Source organism: Prevotella sp. DNF00663, assembly GCF_001553265.1.
Taxonomy (GTDB): Bacteria; Bacteroidota; Bacteroidia; order Bacteroidales; family Bacteroidaceae; genus Prevotella.
Genome location: NZ_KQ960662.1, coordinates 1 through 19669, shown reverse-complemented (window position 1 = coordinate 19669; position 19669 = coordinate 1). Strand labels below are relative to the sequence as shown.

Annotated in this window: 18 protein-coding genes; 8 read left to right on the top strand and 10 right to left on the bottom strand. The window is 45.5% G+C overall.

Annotation, left to right across the window (positions count from 1 at the left end):
- Positions 1 to 99 precede the first annotated feature (99 nt).
- On the top strand, positions 100 to 684 hold the full coding sequence (locus tag HMPREF3034_RS10900) for a GNAT family N-acetyltransferase (protein WP_062435560.1): 585 nt from the start codon (positions 100 to 102) through the stop codon (positions 682 to 684).
- 16 nt (positions 685 to 700) lie between these two features.
- Here HMPREF3034_RS10900 and nhaD read toward each other — a convergent pair whose 3' ends face one another.
- The 5 genes from nhaD to HMPREF3034_RS10875 all read right to left on the bottom strand — a co-directional run bounded on the left by nhaD (position 701) and on the right by HMPREF3034_RS10875 (position 5390).
- Positions 701 to 2053 carry a sodium:proton antiporter NhaD gene (nhaD, locus tag HMPREF3034_RS10895; protein WP_062435557.1) on the bottom strand — a complete coding sequence of 451 codons (1353 nt, stop codon included), beginning with the start codon at positions 2051 to 2053 and terminating at the stop codon, positions 701 to 703.
- Between the two features lie 91 nt (positions 2054 to 2144).
- Positions 2145 to 2930, bottom strand: a complete 786-nt coding sequence (locus tag HMPREF3034_RS10890) for a TatD family hydrolase (protein ID WP_036897462.1) — start codon at positions 2928 to 2930, stop codon at positions 2145 to 2147.
- Between the two features lie 3 nt (positions 2931 to 2933).
- Positions 2934 to 3632, bottom strand: coding sequence for a hypothetical protein (locus HMPREF3034_RS10885; RefSeq protein WP_062435554.1), 699 nt, complete (start codon positions 3630 to 3632; stop codon positions 2934 to 2936).
- Positions 3633 to 3647: 15 nt separating this feature from the next.
- The gene (locus HMPREF3034_RS10880) at positions 3648 to 4622 is read right to left on the bottom strand and encodes a polyprenyl synthetase family protein (RefSeq protein WP_197421768.1); all 975 of its coding nucleotides are present in this window, start codon (positions 4620 to 4622) and stop codon (positions 3648 to 3650) included.
- A 45-nt stretch (positions 4623 to 4667) separates the two neighbouring features.
- Positions 4668 to 5390, bottom strand: a complete 723-nt coding sequence (locus HMPREF3034_RS10875; RefSeq protein WP_062435550.1) for an energy transducer TonB — start codon at positions 5388 to 5390, stop codon at positions 4668 to 4670.
- A 189-nt stretch (positions 5391 to 5579) separates the two neighbouring features.
- On the opposite strand from HMPREF3034_RS10875, the gene porQ reads away from it, so the two are divergent.
- The 5 genes from porQ to HMPREF3034_RS10850 all read left to right on the top strand — a co-directional run bounded on the left by porQ (position 5580) and on the right by HMPREF3034_RS10850 (position 10426).
- Positions 5580 to 6527, top strand: coding sequence for a type IX secretion system protein PorQ (gene porQ / locus HMPREF3034_RS10870; protein ID WP_062435546.1), 948 nt, complete (start codon positions 5580 to 5582; stop codon positions 6525 to 6527).
- Positions 6528 to 6574: 47 nt separating this feature from the next.
- Entirely contained in the window at positions 6575 to 7261 is a 687-nt protein-coding gene (cmk, locus tag HMPREF3034_RS10865) for a (d)CMP kinase (protein ID WP_062435543.1), read from the top strand.
- 305 nt (positions 7262 to 7566) lie between these two features.
- The gene (locus HMPREF3034_RS10860; protein ID WP_036897449.1) at positions 7567 to 7974 is read left to right on the top strand and encodes a PH domain-containing protein; all 408 of its coding nucleotides are present in this window, start codon (positions 7567 to 7569) and stop codon (positions 7972 to 7974) included.
- A complete protein-coding gene (gene dacB / locus HMPREF3034_RS10855) occupies positions 7958 to 9241 on the top strand; it encodes a D-alanyl-D-alanine carboxypeptidase/D-alanyl-D-alanine endopeptidase (protein WP_062435540.1) in 1284 nt (427 codons plus the stop codon). The genes HMPREF3034_RS10860 and dacB overlap by 17 nt, the downstream gene beginning before the upstream one ends.
- Positions 9242 to 9256: 15 nt before the next feature.
- On the top strand, positions 9257 to 10426 hold the full coding sequence (locus HMPREF3034_RS10850) for a mechanosensitive ion channel family protein (protein WP_062435537.1): 1170 nt from the start codon (positions 9257 to 9259) through the stop codon (positions 10424 to 10426).
- A gap of 20 nt (positions 10427 to 10446) precedes the next feature.
- Here HMPREF3034_RS10850 and HMPREF3034_RS10845 read toward each other — a convergent pair whose 3' ends face one another.
- Positions 10447 to 10851 (bottom strand): hypothetical protein, encoded by a 405-nt coding sequence (locus tag HMPREF3034_RS10845; protein WP_036897440.1) that lies wholly within the window; start codon positions 10849 to 10851, stop codon positions 10447 to 10449.
- 162 nt (positions 10852 to 11013) lie between these two features.
- Here HMPREF3034_RS10845 and HMPREF3034_RS10840 point away from each other — a divergent pair, with 162 nt between their 5' ends.
- The gene (locus tag HMPREF3034_RS10840) at positions 11014 to 12111 is read left to right on the top strand and encodes a phosphotransferase enzyme family protein (RefSeq protein ID WP_036897437.1); all 1098 of its coding nucleotides are present in this window, start codon (positions 11014 to 11016) and stop codon (positions 12109 to 12111) included.
- A gap of 116 nt (positions 12112 to 12227) precedes the next feature.
- Here the strand turns inward: HMPREF3034_RS10840 and HMPREF3034_RS10835 are convergent, their stop codons facing one another.
- The 4 genes from HMPREF3034_RS10835 to dxs are packed head-to-tail and all read right to left on the bottom strand — an operon-like array spanning position 12228 to position 17957.
- Positions 12228 to 13193 carry a type I phosphomannose isomerase catalytic subunit gene (locus HMPREF3034_RS10835; RefSeq protein ID WP_036897434.1) on the bottom strand — a complete coding sequence of 322 codons (966 nt, stop codon included), beginning with the start codon at positions 13191 to 13193 and terminating at the stop codon, positions 12228 to 12230.
- Between the two features lie 36 nt (positions 13194 to 13229).
- Complete coding sequence (locus tag HMPREF3034_RS10830) at positions 13230 to 14687, bottom strand: TrkH family potassium uptake protein (RefSeq protein WP_036897430.1); 1458 nt, start codon at positions 14685 to 14687, stop codon at positions 13230 to 13232.
- The gene (gene trkA / locus HMPREF3034_RS10825; protein WP_062435534.1) at positions 14687 to 16030 is read right to left on the bottom strand and encodes a Trk system potassium transporter TrkA; all 1344 of its coding nucleotides are present in this window, start codon (positions 16028 to 16030) and stop codon (positions 14687 to 14689) included. The genes HMPREF3034_RS10830 and trkA overlap by 1 nt, the downstream gene beginning before the upstream one ends.
- A gap of 4 nt (positions 16031 to 16034) precedes the next feature.
- Positions 16035 to 17957, bottom strand: coding sequence for a 1-deoxy-D-xylulose-5-phosphate synthase (gene dxs, locus HMPREF3034_RS10820; protein ID WP_062435530.1), 1923 nt, complete (start codon positions 17955 to 17957; stop codon positions 16035 to 16037).
- Between the two features lie 139 nt (positions 17958 to 18096).
- Here dxs and HMPREF3034_RS10815 point away from each other — a divergent pair, with 139 nt between their 5' ends.
- Positions 18097 to 19506, top strand: a complete 1410-nt coding sequence (locus HMPREF3034_RS10815) for a C1 family peptidase (protein WP_062435524.1) — start codon at positions 18097 to 18099, stop codon at positions 19504 to 19506.
- The last annotated feature ends 163 nt before the right edge of the window (positions 19507 to 19669 follow it).

The window sequence follows — 19669 nt, the reverse complement described above, 5'->3', positions numbered from 1 at the left end:
TTTTATAATAAAAGCGAGTACCTATTGACAGGGCTCGCTTTTTTTTCGTATCTTTGCTTATCCTAAAAATGGATATAACTTTGATACACCTATTATAATATGATACAGATACACCAAGCAAGCCCCGATATGGCACCACAGATAGCTCCACTCATCATGGAAGCAATGAATACTGAATGTTGTCAATACTTTGCGGGACCGGAACATACACTCGATGATTTCAGAGAAATGATGATTTCGCTCATCCGACGAGACGATAGTCAATACAGTTATCGCAACGCGCTGGTGGCTGTTACAGCTCAAGAGGAAATCATTGGAGTTTGTATTACATACGATGGTGGACAACTCCACTCGTTAAGAAAGGCTTTTATACAAGCGGCGAAAGATGCTTTTGGTCGCGATTTCAGTAATATGGACGATGAGACAGAATCTGGCGAGCTCTATATTGACAGCCTCTGTGTGCGACAAGAATATCGCGGTCAAGGTATAGCCACCCTACTATTAAAGGCCGCTATCGACCGAGCCAAGAGTTTGGAGATACCTTTGGTGGGACTATTGGTAGACAAAGGAAATCCCCATGCAGAACATCTTTACAAGCGAGTGGGATTCCAATACGCTAACGATTCAGCATGGGGAGGTCATCAGATGAGACATCTGACTTTCCGAGTATCCCCGAAAGGATAACTCGGAGCGATATTCTTTAGATAGGAGTTACAAGAATAAAGGTGCGAAGCAACCAATAAGAGAAGATTCCAGCAATATATCCTGCGAATGCAATCCATGAGATATGCTTCATATACCAGCCAAAAGTAATTTTCTCTAACCCCATGACAACGACCCCGGCTGCACTTCCAATGATGAGCATTGAGCCTCCAACACCAGCACAGTAAGCCAACAACTGCCAGAAGATACCATCAATAGCCATATCACCTGTAGGTGTTACAGGGTACATACCCATACATCCTGCCACTAAAGGCACATTGTCTACGATACTTGAAAGCACACCTATAATACCCGTTACAGCGTAATGGTTGCCATCGAATGCCACATTCAAACCTTTTCCCAAAGCCGTTAGAACGCCTATTTCTTCCAAACATGCAACGGCCATGAGGATACCTAAGAAGAACAAAATGGTCGACATATCAATACGACTCAACAAATTGGTGACACGTTTTTGCATTCCTTCATGTCCGGAACCCAGCTTACGATAAAATACTTCGGTTGTTGTCCACAGCACACCGAGTACCAACAAGATGCCCACAAAGGGAGGGAGATCTGTCAGATAACGGAAGATGGGAACAAATACCAAGCCACCTACACCGATGATGAAAATCATCTTGCGCTGCGAGCTATTGAAGTCGAGTACCTCATAATCAGACTTCACCTTGACATCAGTGTCTTCCAACTGCCCTTTCAACATAATTTGTAACAACAAAGCAGGAACTATCACTGACACAACGGACGGTATGAAAACCTCCGAGATAACCCCTAATGCAGTGATAACTCCCTTGTTCCACAGCATAATCGTAGTGACATCGCCTATTGGAGAGAACGCTCCACCAGAGTTAGCAGCGATGATAACCAACGAAGCATATATCATTCTGTCTTTCTTGTTATGCACTAACTTGCGCAAAATCATAATCATAACGATGCTCGTCGTGAGGTTATCGAGGATTGCGGAAAGGAAAAATGTCATCACAACGATCTTCCATAGCAACCCACGTTTGGTCTTTGAGCGTAGTTTATCGCGCACAAAATTAAAACCACCGTTTTGATCTACAATCTCTACAATGGTCATGGCACCCATCAAAAAGAAGAGAGTTGTGGACGTACTACCTAGATGATGCTCGATAGCAGTGCCTACAGCGTCTATCAATGCTTGCCCACTAAGACCGGTAATGTAACTTCCCGGATCGAGCATAAAGAGTGTCCAACAAGCTACAAACATCAATAATGCGATGGCAGCCTTATTTACTTTTGCTACGCTTTCAATGGCTATGAAGAAATAACCTATAACGAACGTAATGACAATTGCAATGGTTAATGTTGTCATGATATCTGTTTAAAATTCGATTGCAAACTTAATAAATAACATGGAAATAAGAAAATAAAACCTTATTTTTACTTCAAAAATAGATAAAAGATTATTCGATGCCGAATATGCGCTTCACATTGGCATTGGTTTGGATGGCAACCTGCTCCTCGGAAACACCATAACTAATAGCCAATTGTTGCAATACAAGCTTCACAAAAGCACTTTCATTGCGCTCTCCACGATGCGGAACGGGTGCCATATAAGGGCTGTCGGTTTCTAAAACGATTCTATCCAAAGGCACCATTGCAGGCAAATCTTCGCGCAGATGACTACTTTTAAAGGTCAGCACACCACCAATTCCAAGCACGAATTTATCGAACTGTAACAGTTGTTCAGCCTCTTTGGCGTTGCCGGTGAAGCAATGGAACACGCCACCAGGCAGTTCTTTGTCGTATTTCTTCAACAGATTCACCATCTCGTTTTGTGCCTTTCGACAATGAATCATCAATGGTAAGCGATATTCTATCGACCATTTCACCTGCTCTTCGAAGCATTCCAACTGCTCCATTTCATAATCGCGAGTCCAATAATAATCCAATCCCACCTCGCCAACAGCAATGAAAGGATGGGGTTGGGAAAGGCGTTTCTTCATCTCGCTGAGCACCTCTCGCCAGTCGGTCTTCACTTCTTCGGGATGCAATCCTATCATAGGATAAGCGAAACCGGGATACGATTGGCACACCGCCAACACCGTATCGACCGACTTTAAGTCTATTGCGGGAATGAAAACTTTGGATACTCCAGTCGCTTGAGCACGTTGCATCACAGCCGAAAGATCTTCTTTGAACTCCTCACCATCCAAATGTGTATGGGTATCTATAAATGTATAAGCCATAAATTAATAAAGATGTTCCTCGTGACGACGATAATAATACACTACTCCTAACTTCCTACACGCGACATATCTCACTTCTGGTGGCTCGTTCTCATAATGCTTCTCTATCTGATTCCATAAGTCTAGAAGCACTTCATCCACCTTCGGACGAAGCTCTTTCAAGCGTTCTCGTGCCTCTTGCGTGCGAGCTTGAGCTTGCTGTTGACGCTCATAGACATCACGATAAATATCATAATGCGTGGCCACCATGCCTATCGTTGGATTATAGATAGGCCGTCCACCAGCCTTGATACGCGCTTTTTCGCCTTCAATCACCTTACTTCCCCATGTGATAAGATTATCACCAGTCTTCATATCGGGCAGAGATGACGTATCTACAGACAGTCCATAGAGTAGCAATCGTTGCCGTTTTATTTCTCCACGTTCCACTGACATAAGCAATACCTGTACAAAATGACTCAGATACATGAAAGCCTTGCGTTGCACCTTATCCACTTTTGCCGTCTGACGAGTTTGCGCTTGGAAGCACAGCTGATACTGTGAGTTGGCCGTCAACAACAGTTCGTACATCGTCTGTGAATCATTGATGGTCTTCCAATCAACGAAGCGATTGCGCACAGTGTATATATCATTGCAGTCCAACAAGGTCTTCAATGCTTTTAGGCGGGCTGTATCGGTTTTCGGCAAACGTCTGTAGGGCATATCACAAACTCTGTTTTAACTTTGACGCTTCATCATTCTACGAGCGTAAGCCGCCAATTCTGCCTTGCGTTCAGCCGGTACTTTCACGGCTTCCAAGTATTTCTCGCTCTGTGAAAAATAATATTCTATCTTCTCAAGTGCCAACTTATCGATACCCATTTCATTATAGAGTTGGGTCACGGCAGCCACTTTCTCCTTCTTATCAAACTCTTTTGCTTTCACCCATTTAGTGAGTTCGGCATGCTGGCGAGCATCCGCTTTGTTGAAAGCATTAATCAACATATAAGTTTTCTTATTGCTTATAATGTCTCCACCAATCGCTTTACCGAACACTTCAGGGTCTCCGTACACATCCAAGAAGTCGTCTTGCAACTGGAATGCCAACCCTATTTGCTCACCGAAGCGATATAGATTGTCGGCATCTTCGGCCGAAGCATCTGCCAAAATAGCTCCTATCTTCATCGCACAAGCCAACAATACGCTCGTCTTCAAGCGTATCATTTCAATATATTCGGCTTCTGTGACGTCGTTACGAGTCTCAAAATCCATATCGTACTGCTGTCCCTCGCCTATCTCCAAAGCCGTTTCGGTGAACAGGTCAAGTACTTCTTTCAAATGCTTCTCGCCACATTGAAGCATGTGTTCATAAGCCAAGACAAGCATAGAGTCGCCCGAAAGGATGGCAGCATTCGCACTCCAACGCTTATGAACAGTCTCTTTGCCACGACGAACTTCGGCCTCATCCATCAAATCATCATGCAATAACGTATAGTTATGGTATGTTTCCAGTGCACAAGCCGAGGAAAGTATGTCTTCCGGATGGTCTTTATAAAGATTGTAAGCCAACAGCATGAGCGTGGGACGGATACGCTTTCCACCAATGGAAAGAACATATTTCACGGGGTCGTAGAGCACTGTGGGCTTTCTATCATACGGCAATTGGTCTAAATAGGTATTGACTTTTGCCAATATCTCGTCTGCTGTTAATATCATATCTTGAGTTGTTTGGTTCATGTGAATAGTATTCTTTTATTTCTATAGGTTAAAGTTGATGGGTATGGCAAACATGGTTCGACAAGGTTTATTATACATAATACCGGGCTTCCACTTCGGCATCATTCCCACCACACGCAGTGCTTCGCGGTCAAGCAAGGGATGTACAGATTTGTCTATATGCGCATCAGCAATCGAACCATCCTTGTTGATGATGAACGAAACGACCACCTTACCTTGTATTCTAGCCTGTTGAGCCGACACAGGATATTTCAAATTCCGCGTCAACCACTTCATAAACTCCACCATGCCACCCGGATATTCAGGCAATTGCTGTACGATTCGAAAGCTCACTGGCTCATCGTTCTGGCTCAAAGCCACTACCGTGGGCGGTGTTTGAGTCTCTATCTCGTCGCTTTTTACCTGTGCTCCGGCTGCATTGGCATCTTGTTCGGCCTCACCCGTATTAGGATTGAGCCTATCGGGAACCTCCGTCACATGTTCAACAGGCTTCACCCGATTGGTCACACTACGTGAAACCTGTGTCGGAACAGCCGAAATCATATCTTGACGGTCTATGCCCGACATCAACTCCAAGTCGTCTTGGGCATCATCATCTATCAAACTCTTGGCACTATCCGTGTTTGTCGTGGCAGTATATTCCAATGCTACGAAGCACACAGACAGCACCAATACGAGTCCGATGAGGAACATTGTAAGACGTTTGTCCTCCAAATTGGCCTTATATGATTTCTTTTCTTCCAAAGCGACTAGTCGTCATAACGCTGTGGGGCGAGGTACTTCGCATGCTGTTAGGTTTCCTATTGGTAGTCTTGCTAAGCAGTATGGCAATAATATCCACCTTTCAACGTTACAATACTGATTAAACAACGCAAAGTTACTTCTTATATTTGGAAAAGCAGTACCTTTGCCAAATAATTAGGAAAAAATTCAATGAAAAGAGTCGCTTTCGCTTTTTTACTCAGCATCGCAGCCTTTCAAACCTTTGCACAAGAGAGCTTGACGGGGTACAACTTCCTCCGATTGCCCGTCGGCGCACATGCTGCTGCCCTCGGTGGAGACAACATCTCCATCATCGAAGACGACGAATCGTTCATTTTCAGCAATCCCGCTTTACTTTCATCGGTCACCGATAAGACCATCAACTTCAATTTTATGAGTTACATGTCGGGCGTCAATACGTCCTCGGCTGCCTTCAATCGCAATATTGGCGAGCGTGCCTCATGGGCCGTTTCAGGGCAATATATCGACTACGGGAAGATGAAACAGGTAGACGAGAACAACATCCAGACTGGTGAATTCGGCGCACGAGACATCGCCATGACCGGATATTTCTCTTATATGTTGACCGATCGGATAGCTGGTGGCATCGCTGCCAAGTTCATTACATCGCACATCGGCGACTACAACTCGATAGCCATGGGTGTAGACTTGGGCCTCAACTACTACGATAGCGACCGCGACTGGTCGGCATCATTCGTGGTAAAAAACCTTGGCGGACAGCTGAAAGCCTACGATAACATCTACGAACACATGCCCATCGACGTGCAATTGGGCGTAAGCAAGCGATTCCTCAACGCACCACTGCGTCTCTCTGCCACACTCGTAGACCTGAACCATTGGGACTACAAACTCCTTTATCATGCCGTGATGGGTGCCGAATTGCTTCTCAGTGACAATATTTGGGTGGGCGCCGGCTACAATTTCAGACGTGCCAACGAGATGAAAATCATCAACACCAAACGCGAGGAAAGCAGTCATGGAGCCGGTTGGAGTCTAGGCGCAGGTCTTAATTTGGAACGCTTCAAGCTCAATTTGGCCTATGGCAAATATCATGTGAGCAGCAATTCTATCACGATAAACGTGGCTTACAGCTTATAAATCATCAAGCAATCAATTACTCGAACTATCGAATAAAATAAAAAACAATGAATAAAATCACCATCGCCATTGACGGTTTTTCATCTTGCGGCAAAAGTACCATGGCTAAGAATCTGGCCAAAGAGATAGGTTATATCTATGTAGATACGGGTGCTATGTACCGAGCCGTCACGCTTTTTGCCCTTCGCAATGACCTTTTTGCAACCGACGGAAGCATCGATACGGCACGTTTGGAACAATTGATGCCTCAAATCAACATCTCTTTTAAATTCAATCAAGCCACCGGTGCACCTGATACATATCTCAACGGTGAACTGGTAGAGCGCGACATCCGCACCATTGAGGTGAGTAGCCACGTCAGTCCCATCGCAGCTATTCCCTTCGTGCGCCAAGCTCTCGTGGCTCAACAGCAGAAAATGGGACAGGAGAAAGGCATCGTGATGGACGGACGCGACATCGGTACCACCGTATTTCCGGATGCAGAACTCAAGATTTTCGTCACAGCTTCGGCCAAAGTACGTGCCCAACGTCGCTTCGACGAGTTGAAACAAAAAGGTATGCCTGCCGATTTCGATGAGATACTCCGTAATGTTCAGGAGCGCGACTACATTGATTCGCACCGCGAAGTAAGTCCGCTGCGCAAGGCCGACGACGCTATAGAACTGGACAACAGCCACATGACCATAGCCGAACAACAGGCATGGCTGCTCAAAGCATACCAATCGAAGGTGTAAAAAATATCATTCTTCACTCTAAAATTCCGACTTCCCCCTTTAAAGGAAATCGGGATGAGGCTGCTGCAAGGTCGAGACAGCATTACTGCCTAGCCTTTTCAGCATCGCTGTCTAGCCGAGACAGCAAGATTGCTGTGGCCTTGCAGACAGCTGGTTTACAAGTTTACGAGTTGACAAGTAGACAAGATTACTTCTGCATTTACGTCTAAATACCGTACAAGGAGCATTGTGCTAAATTGTCTGTAAGTCTTTGATATGTTCCGTCTTTTTCGTAAATTTGCAGACAATCATTATCAAAGAGGATTATGAGGAGAGTGTTCCATCAGCGTCTCACGCCTATCTCAGTCTGTTCCATCATCATCTTTGCATTGTTGGCTTTTTATTTTTTCTGGCTCAAAATGCCCATTCCGGGATTTCTTACAGCCATTGCCATCGTGCTGATGACCGAACGTTTGCTCCACACTGTCTACATTTTCGACATGCAGGGAGTCGATGACGTGTTGCAAATAAATCATGGGCGTTTTTCAAAAACCATCACCATAAGGGTGAGTGAAGTCGTGCGTGTCACACAAATGACTTCAGCTTTTGGCTTATCACACTACTTATTGCTAGAATATGGGAACGGTCACCTGACCAGTTTACAACCCGACAACGAGGAAACTTTCCGAAACGAACTGAACAAGAGACTAAAACAACATGACGAAATTCAATAGAAAAGCTGTCGGAAAGTTATTTCTGCTTTTCATAACATTTGCTGCTTGCCTGCCCCTACAGGCACAGACAGATGACCACAACACCGAAAACGACGAACTATCCAGCGCCACCGACTCCACTGCTTTTGCGAGTTTGGACAAAGACTCTATAGCATTGCCGTGGCCACAATACGTACAACACCATCTAGACATACTGCTACAAAGCGACATGCTGAAGACTTCGCAACTAGGATTGATGGTATATGACCTTACAGCCGACTCCGTACTCTACCGCTATAACGAGCGCCAAACCATGCGGCCAGCCAGCACAATGAAGGTCATCACGGCCATTACGGCCATCGACAAGCTCGGTGGAGACTACCGTTTTCGCACCGAACTGTGCTATACAGGCAACATAGAGAACCGCACATTGACCGGAGACGTTTACTGTGTGGGCGGTTTGGACCCGCGATTCGGTACCGATGACCTGAAAGCATTTGTGGAAAGCCTGCGCAAGATGGGTGTAGACACTATCCGAGGACACCTCTATGCCGACCAGTCTATGAAGACACGAGACATCTACGGGGAGGGTTGGTGCTGGGACGATGATAACCCCAACCTCACTCCCCTGCTCCTTTCGCGCAAAGACCAGTTCATGGACAGGTTTGTAAGAGAACTACGTGCCGACAGTATTGTGGTAGATGCATTCGTGGCAACAGCCAAACGACCAGCAGGAGCCTACTGTATCTGCACGCGATTCCACACTATCGACCAGATATTGATGCGCATGCTCAAAGAGAGTGACAACCTCTATGCCGAATCAATGTTCTACCAATTGTCGGCATTCATGGGCGAACAACCGGCCACAGCCAAAGGTTCGCGCAACGTCATCAGGCGATTGGTGTCGAAGATTGGGCTCAACCCAGCCGACTATTACTTTGCCGACGGTTCGGGACTATCACTCTATAACTATGTATCGGCCGAACTGGAGACGATGTTGTTGCGCTATGCTTTCCAAAATAACAATATCTTTATCCACCTGAACAAGGCACTACCTATAGCCGGGCTCGACGGTACGCTGCGCTCACGCATGAAAGGTACGTACACCAAAGAGAACGTCATGGCCAAGACCGGCACCGTGAAAGGCGTCAGTAGTTTAGCCGGTTACTGCACAGCTTACAATGGGCATCGGCTTTGTTTCGCTATCTTGAATCAAGGAATATTAAGTCATCGCAAGGCTAGAGCGTTCCAAGACCGCATTTGTTCGATACTTTGTAACCCCAATTAAAAACCCTGCCACCTTATGGAAACAATTCGTATCTTCGTAGAGTCACTCATCCAACTAACTGGACTAACGGGCAGTGCCGTACCCATCGTGCGCCACATAGCCCTCGTTATCGTAGCTGTCTTGCTTGCATGGAGCAGCGGTTATTTGGGGCGACGCCTCCTTATCCCCCTAATTCATAAGATAACAGCTCATACAGCAGCACAATGGGACGACCAAATATTCAATGATCGAGTACTTCGTTCGGCCTGTCGTATCATCCCGGCATTGGTCATCAGATGGCTGTTGCCCATGGTTTTCTACCAATTCCCCATCGTACGAGACATCTTGGAACGTCTCACCGACATCTATATCACGATTATGTCGGTGCGCATGGTAACGGCTTTACTCACCAGTGTACAACAGTTGAACACAGCACATAGTAGTAGTGCTCACCAATACTTGCAATCATTCTGTGGCGTACTGAAGATTATTGTCATCTTCATTGCCGTGATTATCGTGGCAGCAATTATCCTCGACAAGAATCCGAGCACTTTGTTTGCCGGTTTGGGAGCCACTTCGGCCATCCTGATGCTGGTGTTTAAAGATACGATAGAGGGACTTGTAGCCGGTATTCGGCTCACAAGCAACGAGATGTTGCATAAAGGTGAATGGATTACAGTGGCTTCGGCAGGTGCCGACGGAACGGTGGACGAAATGACATTGACCACTGTCAAAGTGAGAAACTTCGACAATAGCATCACCACCGTGTCGCCATTGACACTTGTCAATGGGTCGTTTCAGAACTGGAAAACCATGCAAGAAGGAGCCGGGAGACGTGTGAAGCGCAAGCTCTTCTTCGATTTTCGCAGTATCAAGATAGCAGATGAAACGCTGAAAGAGCATCTTCGACAGCACCATTTAGTTACCGAAGAACAGTTGAAAGACGAAAATGTGGTGAACTTGACACTTTTCCGAGCATACATGGAAAAGATGTTAAGCGAATCAAAAGAGGTAAACGCGGACATGACATTGATGGTTAGGCAACTGGAACCAACAGTATCGGGCTTGCCCATAGAGTTTTATTTCTTTATCGCTACGACGGTTTGGACCGATTTCGAGCATGCCCAAGCCGACCTTATGGAACGCATTTATGCCCTCGTACCGGAATTTGGGCTCAAGGTTTATCAGCAATATCCCATGCAATAGTTACACCTATTATATATAGGTTAGGGTTGGATGGGCTTCCATTCGTCCAATCGAGAGACGATACTATCGCCGGTCTTCAGGACAAAGAACGTGGGATGAACAATGTGGTCGTAGTCTGCATTACCGTTAACTCGCAAATGGCGAGCCTTACTGAAAACCAATGTATCACGACGAGAAGGATAACTGACGAGCTGGAGTAGCTCATGAGTAGAACCGAAACCGATATAATAGAGGCCTACACTATCCCTGACAACCACCTTCTTCTTGGCCGTCTTGGCTTGAGCGATGCTCGTATCGGCCGGCTCAAACAGACTGGCCGCTACCGTATCACCCATATTTTCCTCTCGATGCAACTGTCTACAAGAAGTCGTAAGAACCGTGGCTGCCATGAAAAAGCTTAATAGTGCGAAAGTGTATTTTCTCATATCTGTATTTGGTTTCGTATCTACAAAAGTACGAAAAAAGAAAATTACTCTTCAGACATTGTCCATAAAATCTGAAAATAACTAAAAAGAAAGCGAATGGCGACGCTCGTTTGGTAGTTTCTTACTACCTTTACAGACAGAACCAAACAACTATATTATATCATGAAAGAAGAAACTCTTAACCAGATTATTTCTCATTTTGAGCTCAAAGGAACGGTCGAAAAGATTGCTCCGTTAGGCAACGGACTCATCAACGACACCTATAAGGTGACGACAGAGGAGGCAGATTGTCCCGATTATGTGTTACAGCATATCAATAATGCCGTGTTCCAAGACGTGGAACTGTTGCAACACAACATAGAAACGGTGACCGGTCATATCCGTGCAAAACTCGAAAAAACAGGTGCAGACGATATTGATCGTAAGGTATTGACATTCGTAAAAGCCGACAACGGCAATACTTATACACAGGATGAAGAGGGTCGTTATTGGCGCGTGATGGTGTTTATACCTCGCGCAAAGACTTTCGAAGCCGTGACACCCGACTATGCTTACTTTGCTGGTAAGGCTTTCGGAGAGTTCGAGAGTATGCTGACCGACCTCCCCGAACAACTCGGTGAGACCATACCCGACTTCCATAACATGGAATTACGTATTCGTCAGTTGCGCGAAGCAGTCGCTGCCAACCCGGCAGGAAGACTGGCAGAGGTACAAGAGATAGTAGACGAGCTTGAAGCTAACGCCGATACCATGTGTCAGGCAGAGCGTCTTTATCGCGAAGGGAAGTTGCCTAAACGCATTTGTCACTGCGATACAAAGGTCAACAACATGATGTTCGACGAAGAAGGACGCGTACTCTGTGTCATCGACCTCGACACTGTAATGCCTAGTTTTGTATTCTCCGACTACGGTGACTTCCTACGTACAAGTGCCAACAAGACCGCCGAGGACGATCCAAACTTGGAAAACGTGGCGTTCGACGAGGAAGTGTTCAAGGCTTTCACACGTGGTTATTTGGAATCGGCCAGCGTATTCTTGACACCGTTGGAAATCGAGTTATTGCCTTATGCTGTGGCTCTCTTCCCCTATATGCAGTGCGTTCGCTTCTTAGCCGACTACATCAACGGCGATACTTATTACAAGATTAAGTATCCGACACATAATCTTGACCGCACTCGAAACCAATTGAAACTCTATCATTGTGTAGTTGAAAAGACTCCGATGATGAAGAATTTCATTGCCGGTTTGACAACTAAATAAGTTGATTCAGCTATCATGAGGGTATCCGCAATGCCCTCTAAATAAACAATCCTGCCTCTAGTCGGTATCGACAGAAGCAGGATTGTTCCTTTTAATGTATGTCGGAAGAATACAGATTATACGTATGTCTCCAAGAACTTGATAGTTCCGCTCACTTTGACAGTCTTCGTTGTAGCCGGAACGAGGATGCTTTCGCCCTCTGTAAAGCTGAGTTCGTTGCCTTCATCATCTTTAATAGTACCCTCACCTTTGATTCCTATCAGAATAACAAAGCTGTCCAACTCGCTATAATCTAATGTCATGGGCTCGTTCAAGTCGTACACTGCCGTATTGAAATAGGGACAATGAACAAGACTTACCCCTTGATTCTTCATCGGAGTATAGGCTGTACGATAATCAGGCTCTACATGGTAGTCGATGCTTTCAGCCGCTTCCTTGGTGTGTAACTGGCGCTCATTGCCATTCTTATCCTTACGTTTGAAGTCGTAGATACGATAGGTTACATCGCTAGTTTGCTGAATTTCGGCTAAGAAACAACCTGTACCGATACTATGGATACGACCAGCTGGCAAGAAGAAGCAATCCCCTTCCTTCACATTATACTCACACAGGGCATCTGTGATGGTATCGTTAGCCACCATTTCTTTGTATTCTTCAGGGGTAATCTCCTTGCTAAGACCACTGCGAAGCTTTGCATCGGGCGCACTATCCATAATGTACCACATCTCGGTTTTGCCACGATTGCCACGTCCTTGGCGCTGTGCTATCTCATCAGTGGGATGCACTTGGATAGACAATTGGTCGCGTGCATCTATGAATTTAATCAAGAGTGGGAACTCATTGCCAAAACGGCGATAGTTATCCTCGCCCACCAACTCGCCTTTCAGCGTCTCAACGACGGCATTCAAGCTTTTTCCTGCAAACTCACCGTCGCTTACAATGGTCTCATTATCCTTGACTCCGGATATCTCCCAACTCTCACCTACGTTGTCGAGATGTTCGTTGAGATGTTTGAATGGGATGATTTTATCACCACCCCATAGTGTTGTTTTCAGTAATGCGTTAAACTTTAATGGTTTCATATGTTTACTCCTTATATATAATAGTTACTTTAAACATTAGTTCCTACGCCAAAATTCGGGTGTAAAAATGACGAGGACAGTGAATATTTCCAATCGACCGATAAGCATCATGAGCGAACACTCCCACTTTGCCAAGTCGGGTAACATGCTCCAAGACATCGTCGGACCAATCTCGGTACCCAATGTTGGTCCCACATTACCGATACTACTCAGGGTTATAGTGATAGCATTGGTATTGTCAATGCCCATCACTATCATCGAAAACGAAATGAAGATGCACAGCAAAAGGTACACGGTGAGAAACGAAAGTAACGTCACTCGCGGTTGTAAAGGTACATTCACACCGTCCACTTTCATCGGTAACACGGCATTGGGATGCAATATTTGGCGGAATTCATTGCGCACTATCTTGAGCAACATCGTTCCTCTGATACACTTCAAACCACCACTTGTCGACCCCGAACAGGCTCCCAAAGACATGCAAACAGCCAATATCACCCACGTAACATGCGGCCATTTGCTTGCATCATCATTGAAAAGACCGGTCGTAGTAATGAAAGACACCACTTGAAAGATACCACTCCGGAACGCATGTTCTACATCATAATGATTGTGTAGCATCAATTCAAACATGATAAAACCTGCAAATGCCAATACAATAAAGAGGTAAAAGCGGAACTCACTGCTCTTAAACAACTGCTTAACCTTAAACTTCATGATGGCAGCATAGAGCAATGTAAAGTTCACTCCAGACAAGAATGTAAAGAGCGTACAACTATATTCCAAACTCGGAGAGTGGAAAAAACCAATACTCTCATTGTGTGTAGCGAAGCCACCTGTAGCCGTCGTAGTCATCGAATAGTTAATACTGTCGAACCATCCCATACCACAAGCATAATAAGAAGCTATACATCCGGCTGTAATAATCAGGTAAATAACCCATATCCACTTTGCACTGGTGGAGAGACGAGGATGAAGTTTAGACTTGATAGGCCCCGTAGCTTCGGCCGCAAAAACCTTAACCGACCCGCCAACAAGCGACGGTAAGAGGGCTATTGTAAAGAAAACAATGCCCAAACCGCCTATCCACTGAGTCAACGAACGCCAAAAGAGGAGTCCATGTGGCAGTGCTTCTACATCGTCTATGATGGTAGCACCGGTCGTTGTGAACCCCGACATACACTCAAAATAAGCATCAGTAAAGCTTGTAAGGTATCCACTAATCAGAAACGGAGTCGTACCGAAAAAGCTAAAGACTACCCACGACAGTGTCACCACAAGGTAAGCATCTCGCCGAGACAATGAATTGTCTGATTTACGACCAAAGAATTTCAGTATCAAACCAGCTAACGAGGTGATAATAATACTTACCAAAAAGGCCATGGAGTCGTCTTCATGATAGCCAAAAGCCACTCCCATGCAACACAGCATAAGTGCTACTTCAATGAAAAGTAGCGATCCTAATACCTTATATATAGTCTTCCAATCAATCATTAATTGAATAGATTCTCTATCTTTTTCATGTTTACATTATGGCAGAACACCATCACTGAGTCGCCAGCCTCAATCATTGTATTACCCGAAACAAGGAATCCTACACCTTTTCTAACCAGTCCTCCGATGGTAACACCATTGGGTAAGCCAAGGTCTTTCACAGGTTTGCGAGTCACCTTCGCCCCCTCTTGTGGGATAAACTCGGCCACATCGGCATTCGCAGTCATCAAAAACCGCACATTATGCACATTGGCATCGAGCATCATTTGGTAGATGTGGCTGGCCGCAATGGCCTGTTTATTGATGATAGTACCTATATCCAAGCTCTCAGCCATACGTACATAGTCGATGTTTTCGACCATGGCCACCGTCTTACGTACTCCCATTCGTTTGGCAGTAAGACAAGCTAATATATTAGTTTCAGCATTACCAGTCAACGCAACAAATGCTTGTGTGCTCCTGATACCTTCATCTTGTAGCAGCGGAATGTCTCTTCCATCGCCATTAATCACCAGTGTACTGTCGTTATCAAGCAGGTTGTTCAATTGTTCACAGCGTGCTTCGTCTATCTCGATTATCTTGGTGTTCATGTATTCGGGCATGGTTTTCACCGCACGTACAGCCGTACGACCGCCTCCCATAATCATTACATCTCGCACATCTACGTAATGTTCCTTGCCCACAACCTTGCGCACATAGGGTATATATTGCTTGGTTGTCATGAAATATGCCATATCGTAGAGCTTCAACACGTCGTTACCGCTAGGAATAATCGTCTCGTCATCGCGTTTAATAGCCACCACATGATATGGATCATCGGGTCCACAAATATCCTTTAAAGGCTGATTGAGCACCTCACATGTCTCACGTAGCTTGATACCGAGCATCACGAGCGCACCTCCATGTACATCCCAACGCTGTCTGACCCACGACATTTTCAACCCATTGTTAATATCTTGCGCTGCCAGCATTTCGGGATAGATAATCGAACTGATACCAAGTCCATTGAAGAAGCCTTGCAATTCAGGGTCTACATATTCGTAGTTATCAACTTTTGCTACTGTTTTCTTCGTGCCTAAAGCCTTGGCCAACGTACAACTCGTCACATTTCGACTCTCGTCATCGGTCACAGCTATAAAGAGGTCAGCACTACTTACACCGGCTTCTTTGAGTGCTTTGATGCTTGTACACGACTCGTTCAAAGTCATCAAATCATAATCCGAGCTGATATTCTCCAGCTTTTCCTGATCCTCATCCATCAAGATAATATCTTGATTGTTACGCGAAAGAAACTTAGCCAAATAAGTTCCAATGGTACAAGCACCGGCAATGATTATCTTCATACGCTTAGTTTATTGTTTCTTCTTGCTGCAACAAACCACTAATTTCGGCTACGATGCTGCCTATATCAAGTCCGCATAATGCCTTTAATTCATCCACTTTTCCGTGTTCCACAAAGCTATCGGGAACTCCTAGACGCACAATACGAGGCGTATATCCATGGTCTGCCATCCATTCCATCACTGCACTGCCCATTCCTCCGGTTCGTATTCCGTCTTCAACAGTCACAATCGGGCACTTCAGTTCGGCCACTTCTTGCAATAAATCCTCGTCTAGAGGTTTCAAGAAACGCATATCGTAGTGGGCAATACTGGCATTAGGATACGCTGCCATCACTCGATTGATAGCCTCCACAGCATCATTTCCCATCGGACCGATGGTCAATACGGCTACTTGATGACCATTGCGTAGTTTACGGCCTTTACCCACCGGCATCTCCTCCAATTCGCATTTCCAGTCTTTCAACACACCTTTCCCTCTAGGATAACGTATCACAAACAGTCCCTTATCGGGCAACTGAGCCGTAAACATGAGCTTACGTAATTCATGTTCATTCATCGGTGAGGCAATGGTCAAATTCGGTATGGGGCGCAAAGCTGCCATATCAAACACACCATGATGCGTCGGTCCGTCTTCTCCCACGAGTCCGGCGCGGTCTAAACATAGCACCACCGGCAGATTCAAGATTGCCAAATCGTGGATGATGTTATCATAAGCACGCTGCGCAAACGAACTATAAATGTTGCAGAACGGTATCAATCCGTCTTTCGCCATACCTCCTGAGAACGTCACGGCATGCCCTTCGGCTATACCTACGTCAAACATTCGGTCGGGCATCTCTTTTGAAAGGATATTCATAGAACATCCCGAAGGCATAGCAGGAGTTACTCCATATACCTTATTATTCTTGCGAGCAAGCTCCAACAGCGTCTCACCGAAGACATCCTGATATTTCATTGGCTCGTCGGCACAGTCGCTAATAAGGCGTTCGCCCGTCTCCGGATCGAACTTACCGGGGGCATGCCACACCGTAGCCGACTTCTCCGCTGGCTCATATCCTTTGCCTTTGACCGTATGCAAGTGCAATAGTTTCGGACCTCGCATGTCTTTCAACTGTCTCAATAGTCGCACTACTTCTTGAATATCATTCCCATCGAACGGGCCGAAATAACGAATATTGAGTCCTTCAAATATATTCTGCTGATGACTAAGGGCACTCTTCAGCGCATTATTCAAACGAATAATACCCTTTCGGCGTTCCTCGTTCAGATACCCTTTGCGGTTCAACCACTGGCTAGCCTTAAAGCGTAACTTGTTATAAGTTGCATTGGTATCGAGATTCAAAAGATACTTCTCCATACCACCCACGGCACGATCAATCGACATGTCGTTATCATTAAGGATGATCAAGAGATCGTTAGGTGTAGATGAGACGTTGTTCAAGCCTTCGAAAGCCAGTCCACCACTCATAGCACCATCGCCTATCACGGCCACCACATGGCGATTATCTATCCCCATTTTCTTCGCAGCCACAGCCATACCTAATGCTGCAGAGATGCTATTACTGGCGTGTCCACACGTGAAAGTATCGTACTCGCTCTCCAGTGGCGACGGGAACGGACGAACACCATGCAACTTTCGATTGGTACAAAACACATCTCTACGTCCCGTCAGTATCTTATGTCCATAGGCTTGATGGCCTACGTCCCACACAATACGGTCTTCCGGCGTATTAAAAACATAGTGTAAAGCCACCGTCAACTCTACCACACCGAGACTCGATGCGAAGTGGCCGGGGTTTACACTCACCTCTTCGATTATGTCTTCACGAAGTTCTTTGCACACCTCCGATAGTTGGTCTACGGTCAACTTGCGTAAATCTTGCGGATATTTAATGTTGCCTAACAGGCCGAATTTGCTTTTATCCATCAATACTTATAGTATGATTAACTATGCAAAGATACTAAAAACTTTCGTAAGCTCAACGCCTTATTTCTACCATTTTAGCTGTTTTGCTCCTTATTTTCATTTTTAATATTTAACTTTGTAGTATTAATCATTATCTATTATGAACAAAAGAACTGTACTCATGAGTATGTGTATAGCAGCATCTCTAGCCGTTGGGGCACAAACCAAAGATGGAGGTATCTCATCACAGATGCTGCAACAAATTCAAAAATCGCAGCCGGCGGCTGCAATCAACAAAGCTATCTTCAATGCGATAGCCTCTAATAACATCGAAGACATCGCCAAGAACCATGCCAATTTAGGCGAGTTTGATACGCATTTTAGCGTTGAGACGCCTAAACAGAGCATTCACAATCAAAAGAGTTCGGGCCGTTGTTGGATGTTTTCCGGACTAAACACGTTGCGTAGCATGTTCGCTTTGCGCGATGAGCAAAAGCGTATCGTGGAATTTTCACACGACTATCTCTTCTTCTGGGATCAATTAGAGAAATCCAATCTCATGTTGCAAGGGGTCATAGACTGCGCCAACAAGCCCATCGACGACCCACGCGTACAATTCTTCTTCAAGCAACCCATCGGCGATGGTGGTACATTCTGCGGTGTGGCCGACTTAGTAGAGAAGTACGGACTCGTACCGATGAGCGCACAACCCGAAACATTCTCCAGCGAAAATACACGTAGTATGGGCAAGCTACTGTCCAGCAAACTGCGCGAATTCGGCCTTGAACTACGCACCATGGTGTCTCAGAAGAAGTCGGCATCGGCCATCAAGGCTCGCAAGACCGAGATGCTTGGTACCGTATATCATATCCTGACACTCACCTTGGGCGAACCCGTGAAGGAGTTCACATACACATTCCGCGACAAGGATGGAAAGGCCGTAGGCGAAAACAAGACCTATACACCGCTTTCATTCTACAAAGAAACGATAGGCAGCCCCATCAACGGAACGTTCATCATGGCCATGAACGACCCGCGACGTCCCTATTATAAGACTTACGAAGTGGAACTAGACCGCCACACTTACGACGGACATAACTGGAAATATATCAACCTTCCGGTAGAAGATATAGCCAAAATGGCTATCGCCTCGCTCAAAGATGGCCGCAAGATGTACTCTTCTTACGATGTAGGAAAGCAACTCGACCGTAAGCGCGGATTCCTCGATACCGAGAATTTTGACTATGCTAGCTTGCTTGGTACGACGTTTGGAATGAACAAGGCCGACCGTATAAGCACCTTCGATAGCGGTAGTACCCATGCCATGACGCTCACAGCCGTAGACCTCGATGCACAGGGTAACCCATTGAAATGGAAGGTTGAAAACAGTTGGGGAACCGATAGTGGTCAACAAGGGTATTACATCATGACCAACCGGTGGTTTAATGAGTACATGTTTCGCCTTGTCGTCGACAAGAAATATGTCCCTGAAAACATCTTGAAATTGGAACAGCAAAAACCAATCATGGTTGTTCCTGAAGACCCATTGTTTGCCGACGACAACGACTAAACAGCCCTATTTTGACGACATAGCATAGAGTTGCCCTCGCAAGACGAATACTTTTAAACGAACATCTCGGCTATCTGGCAACTCTATATATTCTCCCTCTCCTTGGAAGAGAACCGGAATGAGATTACTGCTAGAGGGTGTGTCAAAATTGATATACTCTCTT